Below are 21176 nucleotides of genomic sequence, written 5' to 3' on the forward strand. Positions count from 1 at the left end.
TCTCGAGGGGCTTTGTTGTTTTCTGCCATTCCATTGCCGATTTTTGCCTTCCCCTTCCCTGTTTGCGGCTTGGCGCAGGAAACGCCTCGTGTCACATTGTCTGCGCCTGGAAGCAAAGATAACGACACAAGGAAGAGACCATGAAACGACTGTTACTGCCCCTGATACTGGGCACCCTCCTTTTCAATGGCGCCGCCTGCGCGGGCGACCACCTCTGGAGTCAGAGCCTGCCCGATTACAGCCAGGGTTATGACGAGACGCGGGATCCGGCCCGCGATCTCGCTGCCGCTACCGCCAAAGCCAGTGCCGAGGGCAAGAAAGTCCTGCTGCTGGTGGGGGGCGAATGGTGCAGCTGGTGCCAGGAGATGAACCGCTTTCTGGACCGGGAACCCGATCTCGCCGGCCAGCTCAACCGCACCTTCGTGGTGGTCAAGGTGAACGTCAGCGAGCAGAACAAGAATGAATCCTTCCTGAAAGCCTATCCCGAGTATCTGGGGGTCCCCCACTTCTACGTGCTGGATGCCACGGGCAGGCTGCTCGAGTCCTTCAACACCGGGCTGCTGGAGAAGGGGAAGAGTTACGACGGGGAGAAACTCGGCAAATTTATCGCCTATTTCCAGCCCAGGACCACCCACGGCTGACTCGCCAGTCCATAAAACAGGGCCCCGCACGGTCAGTGACAGTGCAGGGCCCTGATGGCTACGCAAACAGGGAAGTGGCATGTCTGCGACAAACAGGCCATCCATCACCCCGGACAAGGACGAAAAAGATGTTGCGAATACTGGGCAAGGCGTCGTCAATCAATGTGCGCAAGGTACTGTGGACCTGTGCCGAGCTGACCCTCCCCTTCGAGCTGGAGGAGTGGGGATCCGGCTTCAAACCCACGGACACCCCGGCGTTTCTGGCGCTCAACCCCAATGCCATGGTGCCCGTCATTCAGGATGAGGATTTTACGCTGTGGGAGTCGAACACCATCATCCGCTACCTGGCGACGCGCCATGGTACCAATGCACTCTATCCCGCCGAGGCGAGAGCCAGGGCTCGGGTCGATCAATGGATTGACTGGCAGGCATCGGACTTGAACACCGCCTGGCGCTACGCCTTCCTGTCGCTGGTGAGGCGCTCCCCCCAGCATCAAGACCATCAGGCCCTTCACGCAGCTTGCCTGCAGTGGTCTCACTGCATGGAGATCCTGGAGAGACAGCTTCAAACAACCGGAGGATATGTGGCCGGTCCGCACTTCTCGCTGGCAGACATTCCCATCGGGCTGTCAGTCAACCGCTGGCTGGAGACGCCCTATGATCGCCCGTCGCTACCCGCCGTGGACGACTACTACCAGCGACTGAAAGAGCGGCCGGGGTTTCGACGCTATGGGGCCAATGGCACGCCCTGAGGCGAGCAAGATAACTCGGGCAAGGAAAGAGACGGCAGACCGGGCCAACGCGCTGGTCCGGTCTGCACAGCTTCAGGGCTGGGCATCCGGCTGATTGGCGGGGGCGGCCTTGATAAAGGCCTGCAACTGCTCGCAGTTGGCGACGATGCGCGCAATGGTGGGGTAGTCATCCAGGGTCATGTCGAAGCGGCGGGCGTTGTAGACCTGGGGTACCAGCATGCAGTCCGCCAGGGTAACCTCATTGCCCACGCAATAGATGCCGGAGGTGGTCATGAGAAGCTGCTCCAGCGCGGTGAAGGTCTCGTCTATCCAGTGGCGATACCAGGCATCCCGCGCCATCTTGCTCTGCCCCAACTCCTGCTCCAAGTAGTGCAACACGCGCAGGTTGTTGAGGGGGTGGGTGTCACAGGCGATCATGTTGACTATCTGGCGCACCTGGGCGCGCTCGATGGGGGCGGAGGGCATCAGGGGGTAGGCGGGATAGGTCTCGTCGAGGTACTCCATGATGGCCACCGACTGACCCAGATGCACGTCATCGTCCACGAGAAACGGCACCAGCCCCTGGGGATTGACCCGGCGGTAGGCCTTCTCCTTCTGCTCACCCTGCCGCAAGTTGACCGGGTGCTGCTCATAATCGAGCCCCTTGAGTTGCAGTACCAAACGCACGCGAAAGCTGGCCGATGAGCGCCAATATCCAAACAACTGCAGCATAGTGTGTCCCTGTGGTGGCAGGTGTCTGCCACCTGCCGTGTCGCCCGCCCCTCCCGGGGTCGGGCTCTCCTAGCTCGCCCGCTCGGCCGTTGCTTGCGTGACCCGCTGCAAAATGGTGCCAAACAGACTCATCCCGTTGCGATCCTGCATCGCGATGGACACTGTATCACCAAAGCGCAGAAAGGGTGTAGTGGCTTGACCTGACTCGATAATTTCCAGCATCCGCCGCTCGGCAAGGCAGGAGGATCCCCGGCTTCTGTCGTAGTTGGAGACGGTGCCCGAGCCGATGATGCAGCCCGCCCCGAGCGGCCTTGTCTTGGCGGCATGGGCAATCAGCTCATCAAAGTTGAAGGTCATGTCCACCCCGGCGTCGGGCTGCCCGAACAGGGCGCCGTTGAGGTGGGTCACCAGGGGCAGGTGGACCTTGCCATCGCGCCAGTCATCCCCCAGCTCGTCCGGGGTGATGGCCACCGGCGAGAAGCTGCTGGAGGGCTTGGACTGGAAGAAGCCGAAGCCCTTGGCAAGCTCCCCCGGGATGAGGTTGCGCAGGCTCACGTCGTTGACCAGCATCAAGAGCTTGATGTGGCTCGCCGCCCCCTGCGAACGGGTGCCCATGGGCACGTCGTCGGTGATGACGGCCACTTCCGACTCAAAATCGATGCCCCACTCCTCGGAGCCCATCACGATGGGGCCACGGGGCGGCAGGAAGCTGTCAGAGCCTCCCTGATACATCAGGGGATCGTGCCAGAAGCTTTCTGGCATGTCGGCGCCGCGGGCCTTGCGCACCAGCTCCACGTGATTGACGTAGGCACTGCCGTCAATCCACTGGTAGGCGCGAGGCAGCGGGGAGAGGCACGCCTCCTCATCGAAGGGGAAGGCGTCGGGGCAGGCGCCCTCGTTGAGTCGCTGATAAACCTTCGCCAATTGCGGCGCCACTTCGCCCCACTGGTCGAGGGCCGACTGCAGGGTCGGGGCAATGGTCGTCACGTGGACGGCGCGCGCCAGATCGCGGCTCACCACCACCAGGGCGCCGTCGCGCTTGCCATTGTTCAGGGTTGCCAGTTTCATATCGAATTCCTTATTTGCCGAGCGTCTCTGGACGCTGCCAGCTGGTGACATAACCGGGGTATTCAACCCCTTCGCAGATCGGGCCGACGGCCAGGGCATCACGGGTGTCGAGCATCACCGCCACCTCGTCGGTGAAGGTCTTGGCATGGGCCAGCCCCGCCGCAAAGGCCTTGGGATGGGGACCATGGGTGAAGCCGGCAGGGTGGAAGGTGACCATGCCCCGCTTGATGTTGTCCCGGCTGAAGAAGTCCCCGGCGTGGTAGAAGAGCACCTCGTCGAAGTCGTCATTGCTGTGGTAGAAAGGCACCCGCAGGGCACCTGGGTCGCTCTCGATGGGACGCGGCACGAAGGTGCAGATGACAAAACGGCTCGCCACGAAGGTGGAGTGGGCCGAGGGAGGCAGGTGGTAGCGGTGGCTCATCAGCGGGCGGATGTCCCGCCAGTTGAGGCGCACCACGCACAAGTCCCCGTGCCACCCTTGTGCATCCAGCGGGTTGAACGGCCAGGTGACGACCGAGACCTGATCGTGGCGCTTGATCTGCAGCGACCAGGGGTTTTCATCCTGCTGGGCCAGGAAGCGCTCGTTGATGGCGGGCACGTCCAGGGCCGCCGGATCGAAGATGGCGTGATTGCCCACCAGTCCCTTGTCCGGCAGCTGATAACTGTCTTCCGTCGCCTCGATCATCAGGATGAAGAGGGGCGCGGTGGGCTCGATGCGCCACATGGTGCCACGGGGGATCACCACATAGTCGCCATCTCTCAAGATGAGGTGTCCGTAGTCGCAGTAGAACTCGCCGCTCCCCTCGTGAATGAACAGGAGCTCGTCGCCATCGGCGTTTCGCACCAGAAACGGCATGGGATCATGCAGGCGCCAGATGCGGTAGCGGCAGTGGGGGTTGCTGAGAATATCCGGCATCACCCAGGGGGAGAGGGAGCTCACCTCCTCCTGCAGATCGTTCAAGTCAAACGCCCGTGGCCGAAGCGGCCCCTCCCAGTTGACCCAGTCGGTGGGAGCATGCTTGTGGTGCATGTGGGTGGCCGGACCGAAGAAGCCCGAGCGCCCCAGTTCGCGCTCATAGATGGCCTGCTCCGGCAGATCGGCATGGGCCTGGCGGGAGTGGGTTCCCTCCCGATGGGGGAAGCTTATCCAGTTACGCATCACTCGGTTCTCCGTTTTTCTGGCCCTGCGCGGCACTGTTCACCTCCCCTTGCGTGGATCCGTCCAGCACGCCACGGCGGATCTGATCCAGCTCGATGGATTCGAACAATGCCTGGAAGTTGCCCTCACCAAAGCCCTCGTTGCCCTTGCGCTGGATGATCTCGAAGAACACGGGACCGATGACGGTGTCCGTGAAGATCTGCAGCAGGATGCCGTCCTTCGTCGGCGAGCCGTCGATGAGGATGCGCAGCGTCTTCAGCGCCGCCAGATCCTCCTGATGACCCGCCACCCGGCTGTCCACCTTCTCGTAGTAGGTGTCCGGCGTCGGCATGAAGCCGGTTCCCCGCCCTCTGAGCGTGCGGATGGTGTGATAGATGTCGGCAGAGGCGAGCGCGATGTGCTGGATCCCCTCCCCCTTATACTGGCGCAGGTACTCCTCTATCTGGGACTTGTCGTCCGCCGACTCGTTGATGGGAATGCGAATTTTGCCGCAGGGGGCCGTCATGGCGCGCGAGTGCAGTCCGGTCAGCTTGCCCTCGATGTCGAAGTAGCGGATTTCCCGGAAGTTGCCGATCCGCTCGTAGAAATTCGACCAGAGGTTCATGTTGCCGCGATGGACGTTGTGGGTCAGGTGGTCGATCTCATAGAGCCCCGCGTCCACCTCGGCCATGCGGGCCTGCCAGTCGGGGTAGAAGATAAAGTCCACGTCATAGATGGAGCCCCGCTCGCCATAGCGATCGACAAAGGAGAGGGTACTCTCGCCGATACCGTAGATGGCGGGGATGTTGAGCTCCATGGGGCCGATTTTGCCCACAAACGGCTTGGCCCCCTGGCCAATGGCGTACTGCTGGGCACGGCCGGCATCGCTCACCCGAAACGCCATGCCGCACACGCTCGGACCATGGGCCCGCGCAAACTCCTCCGCCTGGGAGTGGGGCTCGGCATTGACCACGAAGTTGATGTCCCCTTGGCGATAGAGCCAGCACTGCTTGTGCCTGTGCTTGGCCACTTCGGCAAAGCCCAGTGAGACGAACAGCGCCTTGAGGGCCGCAATGCCCTTGAGATCCGGCGCCGTGTACTCGACGAACTCAAACCCGTCGGTGCCAAGGGGGTTGATGGTGTGAGTACGGGAAGAGGGGGTGGTCATGATGCGCTCCTTGCGATGAACTGATAACGAAACGGTTCACGCCGCAAGGGCTCGACAGGCAGCCCGCACGGCATTGTTAACAACTTGTTTCATTAGAGTGGCGAGCGCAGGGAATGAGAAGGGGCGGCGTTCAGATAGTTTGGCGGGGATCCGCGCCAAAAAATGTAAATGAAATGTGACATAACAGCCCCAACCTTGCACTGCGCTCGTTAGCGTCCCGCAAGGCTGTCAGCTTTGCCTTACAGCGACCAATAACGGGGTTCGATATGGGGCAGCACCGCCCTCGCCTTTAGTAATCGAGTCCTTTGCGGGTTGATGAGCCAGGCCTGCTCCCCCAACGCCAGCAGGGGCAGATCGTGCAGGCTGTCACTCAGGGTGAGTGCGGCCTCCAGGGTCAGGAGCTCGGGCAGCAGCTTGTGCCTGCCATGGCAATAGAAGCGCGGCACTAGGCCGCCGAAACGGTAACCCATCCGCGAGCCGATGATGCGGTGAGGGAGCCTTGGCAGTTGACGATGGAGCTGGGCACGGACCAGGGCGCGGGGACTGGCGGAGATGACCCAGCAGCGGTGCCCCTCCCCCGTCAGGAGGGCTCGCGCCTCCCGATACAGACCGGGCCGGGTCAGGCTGTACTGCCGTACCAGGGCGCGCCAGGCCAGGGGGGATAGCCCGAGGGTGATGGCCCACCAGATGAGTGCAATGCCGCGACTGCGCTGACCTGGCAGCAGATAGATCACGGCACCGAACGCCATCAGTGGCCACAGCAGCAGCGGCCAGATACGGCGGCGCAAGATGAAACGCAGCAACCCCGCATGGCTGTCATCCAGCGCCAGGGTGTCATCGAAGTCGGCCAGGATCCAGCCACGGGCTGGGACTCTCGCGGTTGCAGCGCTCATTCGGTGATCTCTGCGATGGCGGCATGCAACTCGGGCAGGAGGAACAGCGCCCCCTCATCGGGCGGACAAACGAGATCGAAGCTCTCACCAGCCAGGGTGAAGGCGAGGCGCCAGGCGTGCAGATAACCGCGATCCGCCGCCGTGCCGCCGTAACGCTCATCTCCGAGGATGGGGGCTCCCACGCTCTTCAAGGCCACCCGGATCTGGTGGGTCTTGCCGGTCCGGGGCTTGATGCGATAAAGGCGCAGCCCCTCGCGCACCGAAACGGAGTCGAACCAGCTGATGGCCGGGTTATCCTGGGTGCGGCTCAGCATCCAGCTGCCGCCTCGCCCTTTCTCCATGTCACCCTTCACCCAGCCCTGCTTCTTCTTCGGCTTGCGATCGGAGAGTGCCAGATACTGCTTGCTCACTTCCCGCGCCGCGAAAGCCATGCTGAGGGCGCGATTCGCTTCGGCGGTGCGGGCCAGCAGCACCAGCCCAGAGGTCATCTTGTCCAGTCGATGGACCGGATAGAGGTCAAGACCGGTATCCATTCTGACCCGATTGACGAGACCCGGCTCGCCGGCATCATCGTGCATGCCAATGCCCGGACGCTTGTTGATCACCATGAAATCTTTGTGCTGCAATAGTATCCGGTACATGTATAACCCTTTAGAATGTTACTTGTTAACAACTTGAATGCAGGCCTGCAGGCCATCTTCATGGACCCTCAGCACAAGAATCGCACGAATGAAAAAAGGTTCATCGCGGCTTTCCGGGGAAGGCCGCCTTGATTTTCAGAAAAAAGTATTCTGAGTCCCTAAATCCATATGCCATACGCTTTATCACTTTGATCTTGTTGTTCACCCCTTCCAGCACACTCGTGTGCATCGGGTAGTTTGCACTCGCCAGGATCCCCCGCATATATTTCGATAAATTTCGACCAAATCGTTGCAGCGGCGCTAGCCCGCTTTCCTTCACCTGCCGCATCCAGCTCCGCCATCGTCGCCATCCTTCCCACACGCTCGGCGCATACCAGATGCCCTTCAACCCCTCTTTCAGCACGTACACCATCGCCAGCGGTTGATTCGCCGCCAACAGCTCCTGCAACTTCACATCCTGTTTTTCACTCAACTTCGCCCGATTACGTAGCAGCAACCAACGCGCACTTTTGACCACTTTTCGCGCCGGTTTATCGCTTTTCAGTGCATTCGCCTGCTCCACTCGCACCCGGTCCACCACCTCTCGGCCATAGCGAGCCACCACGTGGAACAGGTCGTAGACCACCTCCGCCTGCGGGCAGTGTTGCTTCACCTCCAGGTCGAACGCCGTGTTCATGTCCATCGCCACCGCTTCAATCTGCTGGCATCGCTCGCCGAGCTGCTCGAAGAAGGGACGGATAGCGGCCCGGCTGTTGCCGTGCCCCACCCACAGGACGCGGGTTCGCTCGGCATCCATGATCACGGTGGCATAGCGGTGTCCCTTGTGCAGGGCAAACTCATCCATCACCAGCCGCCGCACCTCCCCAAGTTCGATGGTGCCCACACTGGTCTGCAAACGGCGCTTGTCGATCTCCTTGATGGTGTGCCAACCGACCCCGGTGAGCTGGCTGACATGGCGGATGGGGAGGTACTGAACGAGCGCTTCAATCCAGCACTGCATGCGCCGGGTGAGGCGGGAGCCAGAGGGGAGCCAGTCGATATGTTCACTGACGCGACCACAGCGCAGACAGTCGACGCGGCGAACAGGCAGTTGTAACCAGACTTGTCGGTCAAATAGGTCTCGCTCACGCACCCGGCGGATACGTTGGTCGTGGATCAATGGCGTGGGTTGCAGGCATCGGCGACAACGGGGCAACAGGTCGGCGCGAGGCTCAAGGGTAAACAGGGTGTGATGGTTGGCAGAAAGCGCTTGGGCGATGACGGTATAACCTGGCCAGAAGGAGGCAATATCAATATGATGCACGGCGACAGCAGGGTGATGGTGGTGGTGTGTTTGGAGACAGCCAGTTTACCAGCACCCTGTCTGTCAACTTCCACTTCCCCAAGATCCCGCGAAGAACCTGAAAAAATGCCTGTTTTGGCTGTTGTTGCTTGGCATCACTTGCTTCTCGCCCCTCCAGGCCAGTGAACGGACACGTGATCTGCCGGAGAAGGTGGTATTGCAGTTGCGCTGGCTGCATCAGCCCCAGTTTGTGGGCTATCACATGGCCAAGGCCAAGGGGTATTACGCCGACGCCGGTCTGGATGTCGAGATAAGGCCAGGTGGCAAGGGAATAAGTCCGGTTCAGGAGGTGCTGGCCGGACGCGCCGACTTTGGCGTCGGCAACACCGAGGTGCTGACCCACTACGCCCAGGGCAAGCCACTGCTGGCGCTGGCCAGCGTCTACCAGCACTCTCCCTCCATCTTCCTGGCACGCCGCGACAGCGGCATTCTCACCGTTGCGGACATGCGTGGCAAACGGATCATGATGTTTCCGGGTCATCAGGATGCCGAACTGCTGGCCACCCTCTACTATCAGGGGCTTCACGAGCGCCAGCTCATCCCGGTACCCACTTCGGTCAACATCGACGATCTGATCGCCGGCCGGATAGACATCTTCAACGCCTATCTGAGCAATGAGCCCTTCTATCTGGAAGAGCGCGGCATCTCGGTGTCCGTCATCAACCCTCGCAACTACGGCATCGATTTCTACAGCGACATTCTCTTCACCACCCAGGCACAGGAGCGGCTCAATCCGGAGCGGGTGGCACGTTTTCGTGCAGCCAGCCTCAAGGGATGGCGCTATGCCCTCACCCACCCCGAGGAAGCCATCGCCCTGCTGCGCACGGAGTATGGCGTCAACCGCAGCCAGGCCCACATGGAATACGAGTTGCAGATGAGCAAGGAGATGATCCAGCCGCTCTATGTGGAGATCGGGTATATGAATCCGGATCGCTTCGCTCACATCATGCGGCAGCTGGTGGAGATAGGCCTCCTTGCCAAACCGGTCTCCCTGACCCGTTTCCTCTATCAGGTCCCCTCAGAACAGTGGATCTTCTGGCGTCCATGGTTCCTGCTGAGCCTGGGTGTTGGTGGTCTCATCTTGCTGCTCTCCCTCTATCTTCTGATGAGCAACAAGCGGCTCAACCAGGAAGTGGCCCTGCGCAAGCAGCGAGAGCAGGAGATACTGCAACTGGCCCGCCTCGATCCCCTTACCGGGCTGCCCAATCGCCTGAGCCTGATGGAGCAGTTGAAACACCAAGTGCAAAGCGACAATCCGGGCTGCCTGCTGTTTTGCGATCTCAATGACTTCAAGCGCATCAACGACAACTTCGGCCACAGCCAGGGGGATGCCATCCTCTGCCAGCTGGCCCGACGGATCCACGGCGCCATCGGCCACCAGTGCTATTTTGCCCGCTTGGCGGGGGACGAGTTCATCCTGCTGCTGCCGGGCTACGATATCCGTCAGGCAGAGGAGGTCACCGCCGTGATCCGCCAGGCCATGCAGGCCCCCTTCGTGGTCAATGACCAGCCGATGCAGGTGGGCATCAGCATCGGCGTCAGCCACTACCAGCATGACTGGAGCCCGGAGCAGTGGCTCATCCAGGCCGACAGGGCCATGTATTGTGACAAGGGTGGCCGCGTCATCACGCTGGCGGAGCAGTCCGGCTGACTTGCTCATCTCCCGGCACACAGATCCGATACCCCCGTGAAACCGATAAACAGGAAGGCCACCCCAGGGGTGGCCTTCCTGCATTGCATGAGTCTGAATGCTCTTACCCGAAGGTCTGCCCCAGGGATTTGAGCTGGCGAGCCTTGGTGAGCAGGATGTCGCTCGAGGCGTCCATGTCCTGCATCTTGTTACTGTTGGTGTGGGAGTGCTGGGAGATGGCGTTGACGTTGCGGCTGATGTCCTCCACCACCGCCTGCTGCTCCTCTGCCGCCGTCGAGATCTGGGCCGAGAGGTCCACCACCCGTTCTATTTCCGCCAGCACCTGATGCAGGCTCTCTGATCCCTGGCGGGTCAGGGTCACGCAGGATTGGGTCTGTTGCAGGTTCTGCTGCATCATGCCCTTCCAGCCGTTCAGGGTACGCTGGATCTGGCCTATGCTGCTCTGGATCTGCTCGGTCGCCTTGTGGGTGCGCGTGGAGAGGGTTCGCACCTCGTCCGCCACCACCGCAAAGCCTCGCCCCTGCTCCCCTGCCCGCGCAGCCTCGATGGCGGCGTTGAGCGCCAGCAGATTGGTCTGATCCGCAATGCCCTGGATCTCGCTCATCAGCACACCGATGCGGTCCGACTCCTCCGCCAGTGCCACGGCGGCCGTGAAGGCATGCTCTGCCTGGGTGGCCAGCTCCGTCACCCTGTGCTGGGTATCTTCCAGCTGCTGATCGGTGTGTTGGCAGTGCGCCTTGGCCTGGGCTATCTGGTTGTCCGTCTCCAGGATATTGCGGGCAATCTCGTGGGCTGTCGCCGCCATTTCGGTGATGGCCGTCGCCACCTGCTGGGTCTGGACATCCTGTTCGGCGATGTCGGCGCTCGCCTCGCTGGAGGCTGTTTTCAGATGCACCGCGAGATCCTGCAGGGAGAGGGTCGCATCGTCCACTCGTCCAAGGACGGTGCGGATCCTGGCCTGCAACAGCTTGATGTGGAAGTCTGCAATGGCACTGGCATCCTCCCCCGAATAGATGAGCCGGGTCAGGCTGTCATATTCGTCCGCGAGCTGTCGCAGATAACGGGGGGTCGTGATGAGGGTGTCACGATAGATCAGGGCCAGCCACAAGAGGGGCAACAGGGTGAACAGCGGCCCCCAGGGCCCCATCAGATAGGCTCCCCCCGCCAGCATCAGCAAGACACCGACGATGGCCAGCCCGTGGCGCATCGGGCGCAGGCTCAATCCGCCCTTTCGCTCCCCCCGCTCCACGCTCTTCAATCTGGCATAGGTGCGCCCGGCCACGGCTTTCATCTCCGGCGCGGCGCGACTGCGGACCGACTGGTAGCCATTGATCCGCCCCTGCTCGAAGATAGGGGTGACATAGGCATCCACCCAATAGTAACGCCCATCCTTACAGCGGTTTTTCACCATGCCGCGCCAGGGTTTGCCCTGCTTGAGCTTGCCCCAGAGGTCAGCAAAGGCGCAATGCTGTTCACTTAAGCGGAGCCGCATTGCGATTTACCGGAAAACGGGTCTTTGATATCTTCACCGCCCTGGGTCTCGATGGCCTGGGGCGTTTTTCTATGAACATGACGCCTATGCAGCCCCGCAACTCCGCCAACCTCCGTGGCGTATGGGCTGGCGATAACGCGCCCGCCATCACTGCCATCTGGTTCGCGATGAGCTGACAGGCAAACTTAAAGCTCACCTCATTGGGCGCTCGCTGATGGGCTACGGCGGCCTGGCTGGCCTCCCGCCTGACCAGATTGTATCCAAGCAGCAATCCCCACAGCTCCTGATAGACCAAGTCCACTTTCTTGCTTCTCAGCGTGATGGCGTTGTGCTGCATCGCGCTTTTGATATCCCGGTATCCCAGCTCGATTTCCCAGCGCTCGTGGTACAGGGTCGCCACCTGAGCTGCACTGAATCGCGCCACGGGCAGGGAGGTAAAGACCGTTTTCTCCTTGCCTGCCACCTCATAGGTCACTGCGCGAACTTGCCAGTGTGTCGGCAACGCCGGGTTTTTCTTGCGAGCCTGAGGCGAGACCGTCATTTGCAACAGACGGTCACCGTCGCCATAGCGCTCAAGTTCCGTGTATACCAGCCCCTTGCGTTCCGGGATGAGCCAGTGACGGTCGGTGTCTTCGGCCTGAATACGCAGCAACAGGTCGGCACCGAAGAAGCCTTTATCCAGCAGGGTCACTGACTTGTCCGGCAATGAGTGAATGAACTCGCTGGCCAGGGGGATTTCCCCTTTGCGGTACGGGCTGATGGCCGCGTTGGCAATGACATGCGAGCGGACATTCATGAGCGTGACCAACCGCAGCATCGGGTAGGGTGTCTGCCGGTTGGTTGAGGTGTTACCCGAGCCGAAATGTGCTCTGAGTTCAGGCATATCCTGGGTTCGGAACAGGGCCCCATCGATGGCAAAGACCTGTAAACCGTGCCAATGGTCTTCAGGATAACGTTCCCGCCCCCACACATCGGCGCACTGTTTGAACAGCCACTCGAGCGGCTGTTTGCCGAGTCGCTGACGGGCCTGAGACAGGGCACTGTCCGCGAGCAAGGCATCATTGGCCAACCCTTCTGCACAGATGTTGAGGCGCCGAGCGACCTCGGAGATGGGCTCATTGCGGAAAAAGGCCATCCCCACGACGAGCCACAAGACCATATCAGAAGGTAAGCGGCGTCGGCGGATAGTGGCCTTTTCAGACAAGGCGGCAGCGGCAGTAATCCATTCGTCGGGAATATGGTCGGCAAAAATGGCCAGCCGAGCCAGCATGTCGCCAGATGCCTCAACAACATCGTTCAGATCGTTTGCAATAGACATAAAAAAATCCGGAACCAGTGATTGGTTCCGGATTGTCCTACAGCAGAAGGATCGGTCAATGGATCCTTAACTGATCAGCATTGCAGCAAAGGCGGCCTTGGGCATGTCCGGGTGGCGAACCATGTTGTGGTGCTGGCCGATGAGCTCGGCCCGGCTGTACCCCGCTACCCGGCAGAAGTGATCATTGGCGTAGGTGATCACACCCTGCAGGTCCGTGGTGGAGACCAGCTGTTCATTGGCAGGAAAATCCACCTCTTCGTCGATGAGATGAACCTGGGTTTTCTTCATGGTGCACACCCCTTGTTTGATCACCCACTGAGCGTAGCCAAACGCCTACGGGCAAGCAACGCAGAGACCCAGTCGGGGAGGATGGCTGAGATACAATTTGCATCCTGTTTGACGCCGCGCAAGATTTTGGCCCCCAAAGCCCCGGTTTGGCCAAAAAATACCCGTAATTTTCCCAGGTTCACCTCTCTCCCGCACGATGCATCACACCCAAAAATGGTTCCAACGAGTCTGTGATACTGGCGTTGCAGGGAACCCCCTCAGGGGAGAGCGCACTTGATGCAACCTTGGACCTAAGCATAATTGACGTTAACGTAAACGTAGTGTGAGATGGTACCGTTCACCCTACACATCCAGCAGACACGCACCCCATGAAAGGAGTCACCATGTCCAACCTCTCCCCCTCGGCCGGCAAGCGTTTTCGCACGGCCCTGGCCAACGAAAAGCCCCTGCAGATTGTCGGCACCATCAATGCCTACATGGCGCTGATGGCAGAGCGCAGCGGCTTCCAGGCCCTCTATCTCTCCGGCGCCGGGGTAGCGAACGCCTCCTATGGCCTGCCGGACCTCGGCATGACTTCCATGAATGACGTGCTCATCGATGCCGAACGCATCACGGCTGCCACCCAGGTGCCACTCCTGGTGGACATCGACACCGGCTGGGGGGGCGCCTTCAACATCGCCCGCACCATCCGCGCCTTCGAGCGCGGCGGTGTGGCCGCCGTCCACATGGAAGATCAGGTGGCCCAGAAGCGTTGCGGCCACAGGCCCAACAAGGCCGTGGTCAGCGTCACCGAGATGGTGGACAGGATCAAGGCGGCGGTGGATGCCCGCCAGGACGAGAGTTTCGTCATCATGGCCCGCACCGACGCCCTGGCGGTGGAAGGGCTGGGCTCGGCCCTGGAGCGCGCCGCCGCCTATGTGGAGGCGGGCGCCGACATGATCTTCGCCGAAGCGGTCACCGAGCTCGAGCAGTACGACCGTTTCAGGCAGGCGGCCGGGGTGCCGATCCTCGCCAACATGACCGAGTTCGGCAAGACCGAGCTGTTTGACAAGGAGGCGCTCGCCGCCCACGGCGTGGACATGGTGCTCTACCCCCTGAGCGCCGCCCGCGCCGCCAACCAGGCCGCCCTCAACGTCTATCAGACGCTTCGCCGCGACGGCCACCAGCGCGCCGTGGTCGACACCATGCAGACCCGGGAGTCCCTCTACGATTTTCTCGGTTACCACCACTACGAGCAGACCCTGGACAGGCTGTTCACCCAGGATCTTTCGACCAAGGAATAAGACGGCGACCGGCCGCCTTATGCTGGCGGCTGGCGCATCAACGGACTGAATGAGGAAACATGTGATGAGCGCCCTGCCCGAAACCACCGGCTTCAAGCCGAAGAAATCCGTCGCCCTTTCCGGCACCGCCGCCGGCAATACCGCCCTGTGCACCGTGGGCCTCAGCGGCAACGATCTGCACTACCGTGGCTACGACATCCTGGACGTGGCCACCAGCTGCGAATTTGAAGAGATAGCCCACCTGCTGGTGCACGGCCATCTGCCCAATGTGGCGGAGCTCGCCGCCTACAAGGCCAAGCTCAAGGCCCTACGCGGCCTGCCAACCGGGGTGAGGACCGCCTTGGAACAGTTGCCTCCCTCCGCCCACCCCATGGACGTGATGCGCACCGCCGTCTCCGTGCTGGGGTGCCTGTCGCCGGAGAAGGACGATCACAACCACCCGGGCGCCCGGGACATCGCCGACAAGCTGATGGCCTGTCTCGGCTCCGTGTTGCTCTACTGGTACCACTTCAGTCACAACGGCAAACGCATCCATGTGGAGACCGACGACGACTCCATCGGCGGCCACTTCCTCCACCTGCTGCACGGGCACAAGCCACGCGACTCCTGGGTGCGCGCCATGCACACCTCCCTCATCCTCTACGCCGAGCACGAGTTCAACGCCTCCACCTTCACCGGCCGCGTCATCGCCGGCACCGGCTCGGACATGTACTCCTGCATCACGGGAGCCATCGGTGCCCTGCGCGGGCCCAAGCACGGGGGCGCCAACGAGGTGGCCTTCGAGATCCAGAAGCGCTACGAGAACCCGGACGAGGCGGAGGCCGACATTCGCGCCCGGGTCGAGAAAAAAGAAGTGGTCATTGGCTTCGGCCACCCGGTCTACACCGTCTCCGATCCCCGCAACAAGGTAATCAAGGAGGTGGCGCGCGAGCTCAGCCAGGAGCAGCACAACACCAAGATGTTCGACATCGCCGAGCGGCTGGAGTCCACCATGTGGGAAGTCAAGAAGATGTTCCCGAACCTCGACTGGTTCAGCGCCGTCAGCTACCACATGATGGGGGTGCCCACCGCCATGTTCACCCCGCTGTTCGTCATCGCCCGCACCTCAGGCTGGTCGGCCCATGTCATCGAGCAACGCATCGACGGCAAGATCATCCGCCCGAGCGCCAACTACGTCGGCCCGGAGGATCTCCAGTTCGTGCCGCTCAAGGAGCGCAAGTGATGATCAACACGCAATATCGCAAGCCCCTGCCCGGCACACAGCTTGACTACTTCGATGCCAGGGAGGCGGTCAACGCCATCGCCCCCGGCGCCTGGGACAGGCTCTCCTACACCGCCCGCGTCCACGCCGAGAACCTGGTTCGCAAATGCGATCCGGCCATCCTCGACGAGTGCCTCGGCCAGATCGTTTTCGGCCAGCGCGAGCGCGACTTCCCCTGGTTCCCGGCACGGGTGGTGTGCCACGACATCCTGGGGCAGACCGCCCTGGTGGACCTCGCTGGCCTTCGCGACGCCATCGCCGATCAGGGGGGCGATCCCGCCCAGGTGAACCCGGTCGTGCCGGTGCAGCTCATCGTCGACCATTCCCTCGCCGTGGAGTGCGGCGGCTTCGACCCCCAGGCGTTCGAGAAGAACCGCGCCATCGAGGATCGCCGCAACGAGGATCGCTTCCACTTCATCAACTGGACCAAGCAGGCGTTCAAGAACATCGAGGTGATCCCGCCAGGCAACGGCATCATGCACCAGATCAACCTGGAGAAGATGTCCCCTGTCATCCACGCCGATCGCGGTCTGGCCTACCCGGATACCTGCGTCGGCACCGACAGCCACACCCCCCACGTGGATGCCCTCGGCGTCATCGCGGTGGGGGTGGGCGGGCTGGAAGCCGAGAACGTCATGCTGGGACGCGCCTCCTGGATGCGGCTGCCTTCGATCGTCGGCGTGGAGCTCTCCGGCAAGCCGCAACCCGGCATCACCGCCACCGACCTGGTGCTGTCGCTCACCGAATTCCTGCGCCAGCAGAAGGTAGTCGGCGCCTATCTGGAGTTTCGTGGGGAGGGCGCCGCCGCCCTCACCCTCGGCGATCGGGCCACCATCTCCAACATGGCGCCGGAGTATGGCGCCACCGCGGCCATGTTCTTCATCGACCAGCAGACCCTCGACTACCTCAAGCTCACCGGCCGTGACGACGAGCAGGTCAGGCTGGTGGAAACCTATGCCAGGGAGGCCGGTCTCTGGGCCGATGCCCTGGCGGGCGCCCAGTACGAGCGGGTGCTGCACTTTGACTTGTCGAGCGTGGTGCGCACCCTGGCGGGCCCCTCCAACCCCCACCGTCGCCTGCCGGTGACCGAACTTGCCACGCGGGGCATCGCGGTGGATCTGGACAAGGCTCGTGCCCAGGAGGCTGACGGCCTCTTGCCCGATGGCGCCGTCATCATCGCCGCCATCACCAGTTGCACCAACACCAGCAACCCGCGCAACGTGATTGCCGCAGGCCTGTTGGCCCGCAACGCCAACCGGCTCGGCCTCAGCCGCAAGCCCTGGGTCAAATCCTCCCTCGCCCCTGGCTCCAAGACAGTCGCCCTCTACTTGAAAGAGGCGGGACTGGACGAGGAACTTGAGCGGCTCGGCTTCGGCGTCGTGGCCTTTGCCTGCACCACCTGCAACGGCATGTCCGGTGCCCTGGATCCCGCCATCCAGCAGGAGATCATCGAGCGGGACCTCTACGCCACAGCGGTGCTGTCGGGCAACCGCAACTTCGACGGCCGCATCCATCCCTATGCCAAGCAGGCGTTTCTCGCCTCGCCCCCCCTGGTGGTGGCCTACGCCATCGCCGGCACCATCCGTTTCGACATTGAAAAAGATATGCTGAGGGTGGTGGACGGCAAGGAAATTCGCCTCAAGGATATCTGGCCGTCTGATGAAGAGATCGACGCCGTGGTCAAGGCGTCGGTCAAGCCGTCCCAGTTCCGCCAGGTCTATATCCCCATGTTCACCCAGGAAGAGGATCAGGGTCCCAAGGTGACGCCCCTGTACAACTGGCGTCCGCAGAGCACCTATATCCGTCGCCCCCCTTACTGGGAGGGGGCACTGGCGGGCGAGCGCACCCTGCGCGGCATGAGGCCCCTGGCGCTGTTGCCGGACAACATCACCACAGACCACCTCTCCCCTTCCAACGCCATCCTGCCCGGCAGCGCGGCGGGGGAATACCTGGCGAAGATGGGCCTGCCGGAGGAGGACTTCAACTCCTACGCCACCCACCGCGGCGATCATCTGACCGCCCAGCGCGCCACCTTCGCCAACCCCCAGCTGGTCAACGAGATGGCGGTGGTGAACGGCGTGGTGCAGAAAGGGTCCCTCGCCCGCGTCGAGCCGGACGGCAAAGTGATGCGGATGTGGGAAGCCATCGAGACCTACATGGCACGCAAGCAGCCCCTCATCATCGTGGCCGGTGCCGACTACGGTCAGGGCTCGTCCCGGGACTGGGCAGCCAAGGGGGTGCGCCTTGCCGGGGTGGAGGTGATCGCGGCAGAAGGCTTCGAGCGCATTCACCGCACCAACCTCATCGGCATGGGGGTGCTGCCGCTCGAGTTCAAACCGGGCACCACCCGCCTCACGTTGGGCCTCGATGGCACCGAGACCTACGATGTGGTGGGGGAGCGCCAGCCGCGCACCGATCTCACTCTGGTGATCCGCCGTCGCAGCGGCGAAGCGATCCAGGTGCCCATGACCTGCCGCCTCGACACCGCCGAGGAGGTCTCGGTCTATGAGGCGGGCGGCGTGCTGCAACGCTTCGCCCAGGACTTCCTGGCGTCGGCTGCGCAAAAGGCCGCAAGCTAAATCGCAACCCCGCTCCGCCCCTTTGAAAAAGGGGAAGGCATAAAGCACCCTCTCTCTTTGGGAGAGGGTTGGGATGAGGGGAAAGTCTCCTCATCCGCCCTTCGGGTACCTTCTCCCAGAGGCAGCAGGATCTATGACTCTTTTCAGGACACTCTCTATGGCCCACATACCACAAGTCAGAATTCCGGCCACCTACCTTCGCGGCGGCACCAGCAAGGGGGTCTTCTTTCGCTTATCTGACCTGCCCGAGCGCTGCCAGCAGCCGGGCCCGGCACGGGATGCCTTCTTCCTGCGGGTCATCGGCAGCCCCGATCCCTACGGCGCCCACATGGACGGCATGGGGGGGGCCACCTCCTCCACAGCCAAGTGCGTGATCCTCTCCAAAAGCCAGCAACCCGATCACGATGTGGACTACCTCTACGGCCAGGTCGCCATCGACAAGGCATTCGTGGACTGGAGCGGCAACTGCGGCAACCTCTCCACCGGCGCCGGGGCCTTCGCCATCCACGCCGGCCTGGTGGACCCGTCCCGCATCCCGGAGCACGGCACCTGCAAGGTGCGGATCTGGCAGGCCAATATCGGCAAGACCATCCTCGCCCACGTGCCGGTGACGAACGGCCAGGTGCAGGAGACAGGCGATTTCGAGCTGGACGGGGTGACCTTCCCCGCCGCCGAGATCATACTGGAGTTTCTCGACCCGTCCGACGAGGGTGAAGACGGTGGCGCCCTCTTCCCCACCGGCAATCTGGTGGACGATCTGGAGGTACCCGCGTCTGTTGTAAAGAGCGGCGTACTGAAAGCCACCCTGATCAGCGCCGGCATCCCCACGGTGTTCGTCAACGCCGAGGAGATCGGTTATGAGGGCACCGAGCTGCGCGAGCAGATAAACACGGACCCCGAGGCCTTGGCACGTTTCGAGGCAATCCGGGTTGCCGGTGCCCTGCGCATGGGGCTCATCAAGCGCCCCGAAGAGGCGGCCACTCGCCAGCACACCCCGAAAATTGCCTTCGTCGCACCCGCCAAGGATTACCGCACCGCCAGCGGCAAGGAGATTATTGCTGGCGAGATCGATCTGCTGGTGCGGGCCCTCTCCATGGGCAAGCTGCACCACGCCATGATGGGCACCTGCGCCGTGGCCATCGGCACGGCGGCGGCCATTCCCGGCACCCTCGTCAATCTGGCCGCCGGGGGTGGCGAGCGCGAAGCGGTGCGCGTTGGCCACCCCTCCGGCACCCTGAGAGTCGGAGCCCAGGCAGAGCAGGTAGCGGGACAGTGGACGGTCACCAAGGCGGTGATGTCCCGCTCCGCCCGCATCCTGATGGAAGGCTGGGTGCGGGTCCCTGGAGATGCCTTCTAGCCCGCTGCGGCATCACACCGACCAGGCCAGCCAGACGAAAAGAGCCCCAAGGCGACTGCCTCAGAGCTCTTTTTTGGATGTTTCATGCAGTGAGAAGCACATCATCATTGCGGTCTTGCCACACACTCCACCTTTCTTGGCACATTGTGCTTCGCGTCCCCGCCGATGAGCCGCTTGACCTGCCCGGGTGGGCAGCGACCGTCATCCACATAGGCGGTCTCCCCAAGGGGCAGCCTGCCTGGGGGCGGATCCTGACTCAGATAGGTGACGGGAATGGGCGCAGGCGCAAACCCACTGCACCCCGACATCAGGAGTGCGCCGCACCACAGAGCCAGCATGCCTCCCCTCTTTCCTGCAACTGCAACCGCCATCGCTCACTCCCTGCCTCTGTCGGGGCACCGACCCGGCGCCCCTCGTTTCGGCAGTCTACCCAGGGATGGCGCCGGACCGACACCCGTCTCCGGCGCCGTTGTGACGATTCCAGACACAGGCAAAAATATCGGCTTTTCACGGCTTCGACCCGTAGTAGTGGGTCAGCAGGGCATCGGCCTCGTCCACGGAGATCGCCATCTGCGGCCAGCGCGCGGCCTTCTCCCTGATGTCCCGCAGGCTCCCCAGCTCCGGGCGCAGTGCGCTGCCGAGGTGGCGGTTCAAGGCATCAAAGCGGGCGATCACCCCCTGTCGGCTGAAGTGCCCGGGCGCCAGATCCAGCCGGTAGCCCTGAAACAGCCACTGGAGTCCCTGATAGACGGCGGGGTGATAGACGCTGTGATGATCCTCCTCCTCGAAGTAGCGGCTGGTGACGTGCAGGTTTGCGCCGGGTGCCCCCACTACCCGCCGCGCAAACTGCTGCAGGCGATCCCGGTGAAACGCCGAGCGCCCGAATCCCGGGGTGAAGGGGTTGTTGGCCACCGCCATGAACAGCGAGGAGGCGTGCCTGAGCGGCCCGGTCAACTCCGACGCGATGCGCTCGTAATTGCGGGGGTAATCGAACCAGAGGCTGGCGTCGATGGCGATCACTCCCTGGAACTGGCCGCTATCTTGCGCCTGTGCATCGAGCGCCAGCAGGCCGCCGAGGGAGTGGCCCACCAGCAGGGCCGGCGCCCGGGTCCGAAACCTCTCCTCGATGAGGGGGCGCAGCTCCTCACTCAGATAGCGCAGGAATCGGGGCCCGCCCCCCGTCACGGCATAGCCGGGCCCCGCCGGTGACCCATTGGGCAAGGTCATGGTGTGGCTCGGGGTGTAATCCCGCATCCGGTCGGTGTTGTGGACCGCGACGATGATGAGGGGGGGGATCGCCGGATTGAGCCCGGCCCGCAGGGCCCGGGTGATGCCGACAACCTCCAGCAGACTCTTCTCCCCGTCGAGCAGATAGAGCACGGGGAACCGAGCCCCGGGCTCGCGTTCATATTCCTGGGGCAGGGAGATGCTGTATTGCCGCGTCTCCCCCAGCAGGGCCGAATGGTGGGTGAAGCGCTGGGCGTAGTGGAGCATGTCTGCCTGGGCAGAAGAGAGTGTGATCATGGTGAGCAGCAGGATGATGAGTCTTGTCATTGGATGAACCAGGATTGTGTCGCCAGCCTTGGGGATCCC

At 62.5% G+C, this 21176-nt stretch carries 18 protein-coding genes and 1 pseudogene; 7 read left to right on the plus strand and 12 right to left on the minus strand.

Annotated elements, in window-relative coordinates:
- Nucleotides 1-140: 140 nt before the first annotated feature.
- Both C2U37_RS22035 and C2U37_RS22040 read left to right on the plus strand, forming a co-directional pair.
- A complete protein-coding gene (locus C2U37_RS22035) occupies nt 141-641 on the plus strand; it encodes a thioredoxin family protein (RefSeq protein ID WP_104453061.1) in 501 nt (166 codons plus the stop codon).
- 128 nt (nt 642-769) lie between these two features.
- The gene (locus C2U37_RS22040; protein ID WP_104453062.1) at nt 770-1393 is read left to right on the plus strand and encodes a glutathione S-transferase family protein; all 624 of its coding nucleotides are present in this window, start codon (nt 770-772) and stop codon (nt 1391-1393) included.
- Nucleotides 1394-1465: 72 nt separating this feature from the next.
- Here the strand turns inward: C2U37_RS22040 and maiA are convergent, their stop codons facing one another.
- The 7 genes from maiA to C2U37_RS22075 form a co-directional block, all read right to left on the minus strand.
- Nucleotides 1466-2104 carry a maleylacetoacetate isomerase gene (gene maiA / locus C2U37_RS22045; RefSeq protein WP_199770483.1) on the minus strand — a complete coding sequence of 213 codons (639 nt, stop codon included), beginning with the start codon at nt 2102-2104 and terminating at the stop codon, nt 1466-1468.
- 69 nt (nt 2105-2173) lie between these two features.
- Nucleotides 2174-3172 (minus strand): fumarylacetoacetate hydrolase family protein, encoded by a 999-nt coding sequence (locus tag C2U37_RS22050; protein ID WP_010675121.1) that lies wholly within the window; start codon nt 3170-3172, stop codon nt 2174-2176.
- Nucleotides 3173-3182: 10 nt separating this feature from the next.
- Nucleotides 3183-4331: a homogentisate 1,2-dioxygenase gene (locus C2U37_RS22055; protein WP_104453064.1), complete on the minus strand. Its 1149-nt coding sequence runs from the start codon at nt 4329-4331 to the stop codon at nt 3183-3185.
- A complete protein-coding gene (gene hppD, locus C2U37_RS22060) occupies nt 4324-5478 on the minus strand; it encodes a 4-hydroxyphenylpyruvate dioxygenase (RefSeq protein ID WP_052814552.1) in 1155 nt (384 codons plus the stop codon). Before hppD ends, C2U37_RS22055 begins: the two co-directional genes overlap by 8 nt.
- Before the next feature lie 239 nt (nt 5479-5717).
- Nucleotides 5718-6371 (minus strand): HAD family hydrolase, encoded by a 654-nt coding sequence (locus C2U37_RS22065; protein WP_104453065.1) that lies wholly within the window; start codon nt 6369-6371, stop codon nt 5718-5720.
- Nucleotides 6368-7012, minus strand: a complete 645-nt coding sequence (locus tag C2U37_RS22070; protein ID WP_103242962.1) for a TIGR01621 family pseudouridine synthase — start codon at nt 7010-7012, stop codon at nt 6368-6370. The genes C2U37_RS22065 and C2U37_RS22070 overlap by 4 nt, the downstream gene beginning before the upstream one ends.
- Before the next feature lie 100 nt (nt 7013-7112).
- Nucleotides 7113-8315: an ISL3-like element ISAeme19 family transposase gene (locus C2U37_RS22075; RefSeq protein WP_076611394.1), complete on the minus strand. Its 1203-nt coding sequence runs from the start codon at nt 8313-8315 to the stop codon at nt 7113-7115.
- A 97-nt stretch (nt 8316-8412) separates the two neighbouring features.
- On the opposite strand from C2U37_RS22075, the gene C2U37_RS22080 reads away from it, so the two are divergent.
- A complete protein-coding gene (locus tag C2U37_RS22080; RefSeq protein ID WP_104453066.1) occupies nt 8413-10005 on the plus strand; it encodes a GGDEF domain-containing protein in 1593 nt (530 codons plus the stop codon).
- A gap of 103 nt (nt 10006-10108) precedes the next feature.
- Here the strand turns inward: C2U37_RS22080 and C2U37_RS22085 are convergent, their stop codons facing one another.
- The 3 genes and pseudogenes from C2U37_RS22085 to C2U37_RS22095 all read right to left on the minus strand — a co-directional run.
- On the minus strand, nt 10109-11497 hold the full coding sequence (locus C2U37_RS22085; protein ID WP_104453067.1) for a methyl-accepting chemotaxis protein: 1389 nt from the start codon (nt 11495-11497) through the stop codon (nt 10109-10111).
- Entirely contained in the window at nt 11478-12815 is a 1338-nt protein-coding gene (locus tag C2U37_RS22090; protein WP_104452794.1) for an IS4-like element ISAeme15 family transposase, read from the minus strand. The genes C2U37_RS22085 and C2U37_RS22090 overlap by 20 nt, the downstream gene beginning before the upstream one ends.
- A gap of 84 nt (nt 12816-12899) precedes the next feature.
- Nucleotides 12900-13103: pseudogene (locus tag C2U37_RS22095) on the minus strand (PAS domain S-box protein); the annotation flags it as partial.
- Nucleotides 13104-13486: 383 nt separating this feature from the next.
- Here C2U37_RS22095 and prpB point away from each other — a divergent pair.
- The 4 genes from prpB (at nt 13487) to prpF (ending at nt 19583) form a co-directional block, all read left to right on the plus strand.
- The gene (gene prpB / locus C2U37_RS22100; RefSeq protein ID WP_104453068.1) at nt 13487-14386 is read left to right on the plus strand and encodes a methylisocitrate lyase; all 900 of its coding nucleotides are present in this window, start codon (nt 13487-13489) and stop codon (nt 14384-14386) included.
- 64 nt (nt 14387-14450) lie between these two features.
- Complete coding sequence (gene prpC / locus C2U37_RS22105) at nt 14451-15608, plus strand: bifunctional 2-methylcitrate synthase/citrate synthase (RefSeq protein WP_069785208.1); 1158 nt, start codon at nt 14451-14453, stop codon at nt 15606-15608.
- Nucleotides 15608-18226, plus strand: a complete 2619-nt coding sequence (acnD, locus tag C2U37_RS22110) for a Fe/S-dependent 2-methylisocitrate dehydratase AcnD (RefSeq protein ID WP_199770484.1) — start codon at nt 15608-15610, stop codon at nt 18224-18226. Before prpC ends, acnD begins: the two co-directional genes overlap by 1 nt.
- A gap of 157 nt (nt 18227-18383) precedes the next feature.
- A complete protein-coding gene (prpF, locus tag C2U37_RS22115) occupies nt 18384-19583 on the plus strand; it encodes a 2-methylaconitate cis-trans isomerase PrpF (protein ID WP_104453069.1) in 1200 nt (399 codons plus the stop codon).
- A gap of 104 nt (nt 19584-19687) precedes the next feature.
- Here the strand turns inward: prpF and C2U37_RS22120 are convergent, their stop codons facing one another.
- Together C2U37_RS22120 and C2U37_RS22125 are read right to left on the minus strand one after the other, a co-directional pair.
- Nucleotides 19688-19921: a DUF6719 family protein gene (locus C2U37_RS22120; protein WP_102983837.1), complete on the minus strand. Its 234-nt coding sequence runs from the start codon at nt 19919-19921 to the stop codon at nt 19688-19690.
- A gap of 169 nt (nt 19922-20090) precedes the next feature.
- Nucleotides 20091-21137, minus strand: a complete 1047-nt coding sequence (locus tag C2U37_RS22125; RefSeq protein WP_104453070.1) for an alpha/beta hydrolase — start codon at nt 21135-21137, stop codon at nt 20091-20093.
- Nucleotides 21138-21176 lie beyond the last annotated feature (39 nt).

Origin of the sequence: Aeromonas sp. ASNIH1 (assembly GCF_002934285.1) — a bacterium.
In the GTDB taxonomy this organism is placed as follows: Bacteria; Pseudomonadota; Gammaproteobacteria; order Enterobacterales; family Aeromonadaceae; genus Aeromonas; species Aeromonas caviae.

Excerpts from the sequence above, each read along its gene's own strand:
- C2U37_RS22035 (WP_104453061.1), top strand. The coding sequence starts at position 141 with ATGAAACGACTGTTACTGCCCCTGATACTGGGCACCCTCCTTTTCAAT.
- C2U37_RS22040 (WP_104453062.1), top strand. The coding sequence starts at position 770 with ATGTTGCGAATACTGGGCAAGGCGTCGTCAATCAATGTGCGCAAGGTA.
- maiA (WP_199770483.1), bottom strand. The coding sequence starts at position 2,104 with ATGCTGCAGTTGTTTGGATATTGGCGCTCATCGGCCAGCTTTCGCGTG.
- C2U37_RS22050 (WP_010675121.1), bottom strand. The coding sequence starts at position 3,172 with ATGAAACTGGCAACCCTGAACAATGGCAAGCGCGACGGCGCCCTGGTG.
- C2U37_RS22055 (WP_104453064.1), bottom strand. The coding sequence starts at position 4,331 with ATGCGTAACTGGATAAGCTTCCCCCATCGGGAGGGAACCCACTCCCGC.
- hppD (WP_052814552.1), bottom strand. The coding sequence starts at position 5,478 with ATGACCACCCCCTCTTCCCGTACTCACACCATCAACCCCCTTGGCACC.
- C2U37_RS22065 (WP_104453065.1), bottom strand. The coding sequence starts at position 6,371 with ATGAGCGCTGCAACCGCGAGAGTCCCAGCCCGTGGCTGGATCCTGGCC.
- C2U37_RS22070 (WP_103242962.1), bottom strand. The coding sequence starts at position 7,012 with ATGTACCGGATACTATTGCAGCACAAAGATTTCATGGTGATCAACAAG.
- C2U37_RS22085 (WP_104453067.1), bottom strand. The coding sequence starts at position 11,497 with ATGCGGCTCCGCTTAAGTGAACAGCATTGCGCCTTTGCTGACCTCTGG.
- C2U37_RS22090 (WP_104452794.1), bottom strand. The coding sequence starts at position 12,815 with ATGTCTATTGCAAACGATCTGAACGATGTTGTTGAGGCATCTGGCGAC.
- prpB (WP_104453068.1), top strand. The coding sequence starts at position 13,487 with ATGTCCAACCTCTCCCCCTCGGCCGGCAAGCGTTTTCGCACGGCCCTG.
- prpC (WP_069785208.1), top strand. The coding sequence starts at position 14,451 with ATGAGCGCCCTGCCCGAAACCACCGGCTTCAAGCCGAAGAAATCCGTC.
- acnD (WP_199770484.1), top strand. The coding sequence starts at position 15,608 with ATGATCAACACGCAATATCGCAAGCCCCTGCCCGGCACACAGCTTGAC.
- prpF (WP_104453069.1), top strand. The coding sequence starts at position 18,384 with ATGGCCCACATACCACAAGTCAGAATTCCGGCCACCTACCTTCGCGGC.
- C2U37_RS22120 (WP_102983837.1), bottom strand. The coding sequence starts at position 19,921 with ATGCTGGCTCTGTGGTGCGGCGCACTCCTGATGTCGGGGTGCAGTGGG.
- C2U37_RS22125 (WP_104453070.1), bottom strand. The coding sequence starts at position 21,137 with ATGACAAGACTCATCATCCTGCTGCTCACCATGATCACACTCTCTTCT.